Genomic DNA, 1,612 nt, shown 5'->3' with positions numbered 1-1,612 from the left:
CCGGTGGCCAAAGTGTTCAACGGCTACGCCCACGTCGAGGACATCAACCAGGTCTCGCCGCACTGGCTGGAGCGCATCGGCCACTTCTTCGAGCACTACAAGGACCTCGAGAAGGGCAAGTGGGTCAAGGTGGAAGGCTGGGGTGGCGCCGAGGAAGCGCGCCAGATCCTGCGCGACGCCATCCGCCGCGCGGCCGGGCAGGCCTGACCCGGCCCGACGGCGGACGCGCGCCGCCCGGAAACGTGATCCTGGGCACGGTTCCGCACCCTGGCGGCCGATGACGCCCCCGATGCGCTCAACTTCCGTCCGGGGTTCCCGATAACCGACGGCGGGCGCCCGCCCGGCGCCCGCCGTCGTGCCATCACCCAGGAGAGGTATCCGTGCGCATCCTGTTCGTCGGCGACCAGGCCGTATTCCCGGCCGATCTGCTCGATCTGCTCTCGTCCATGGGCCAGGACTGGGACGTGCAGCGCTGCGGCGACGCCAGCGAGGCCGTGGCGCGCCTGGCCGCCGAGCCGGCGGACGTCGCCGTGGTGGCTCCCCGCCTTCCCGACCTGCCCGCGGCCACGCTGCTGGGCCAGGTACGCGCGCTGCGCCCGGAGACCTCGCGCATCGCGGTGATCGAGAGCGGACAGGCGCCGCCGGCCCGCATCATCGGCGTGGCGCACCGCTTCCTGCCCGCTCCGCTGGCCCCGGAACTGCTGCTGGAGGCGGTCGGCAACCTGGAGGAACTGCGCGAGTTGCTCGACAACCCGGCGCTGGGACGGCGCATCGGGCGGGTCGAGCAGTTGCCGCCGCCGCCGCAGCTCTACATCCGCCTGATGCACGCGCTGGAAGCCGACGACGACGCCAGCGCGGCCGACATCGCGCGCCTGGTGGCCGCCGACCCGGCCATCGCCGCCAAGGTGCTGCAACTGTGCAACTCGGCCTATTTCTCCAACGGCCGCGCCATCACCGACCTGCGCGCGGCCGTGACCCGGCTGGGCATCGCCACCCTGCGCGACCTGGTGCTGGCCTGCGAAGTGTTCTCGCTGCCCGGCACCAGCGCGACGGATCGCGCCCGGCTGCAACAGCGCGCACTGCTGGCCTCGCGCCTGGCCAAGCGCATGCTGCCGGACTCCTCCGCCGAACTGGGCGCCACCGCCGCGCTGCTGGCCGACATCGGCCTGCTGCTGCCCGGCGTGCGCGACGAGCGCCAGCCGCCGGTCGACGGCGACGAGCGCCCCGGCCACGCGGAGGCGGGCGCCTACCTGCTGGGCCTGTGGGGCCTACCCATGCCGATCATCGAGGCGGTGGCCTTCCATCGGGCCCCGGCCCGCTCGAGCACCCGCAGCTTCTGGGTCACCGGCGCGGTGCACGTGGCCATGGCGCTGGCCGGCGGCGACGAGCCGGACCAGGACTACCTGGCGCGCACCGGCGTACTGCCGCGCCTGGCCGCGTGGCGCAACTACGCCGAATCGCTGACCGCCCCGGCCGCGCTGGCCGACTGACCGCACCGGGCGGCGGACGCGCTCCGCCTGATCGGCGGCCTGATCCCCTACCTGTTCGGCGCGATGGCGATGGCGGCGGTGGGCCGCGCAGCCGGCTCGGTGGTGGAGGAAGTGCGCCGCCA

Annotated in this window: 3 protein-coding genes; all 3 read left to right on the top strand. The window is 73.9% G+C overall.

Features of this window, described 5'->3' with window-relative positions; genetic code table 11:
- Positions 1 to 207 (top strand): inorganic diphosphatase (locus PSEJ35_RS0113770; protein ID WP_028918281.1); only part of this gene is annotated, 207 nt, incomplete at its 5' end.
- 173 nt (positions 208 to 380) lie between these two features.
- Positions 381 to 1,490, top strand: coding sequence for an HDOD domain-containing protein (locus PSEJ35_RS0113765; protein ID WP_028918280.1), 1,110 nt, complete (start codon positions 381 to 383; stop codon positions 1,488 to 1,490).
- 27 nt (positions 1,491 to 1,517) lie between these two features.
- The coding region (locus PSEJ35_RS17785) for a sodium/proton-translocating pyrophosphatase (RefSeq protein WP_343122520.1) at positions 1,518 to 1,612 on the top strand (95 nt) is incomplete at its 3' end.

Source organism: Pseudoxanthomonas sp. J35, from assembly GCF_000513995.1.
Taxonomy (GTDB): Bacteria; Pseudomonadota; Gammaproteobacteria; order Xanthomonadales; family Xanthomonadaceae; genus Pseudoxanthomonas.
Note: the sequence above shows the minus strand (reverse complement) of the source record. Positions and strands in the feature narration are given on the sequence as shown.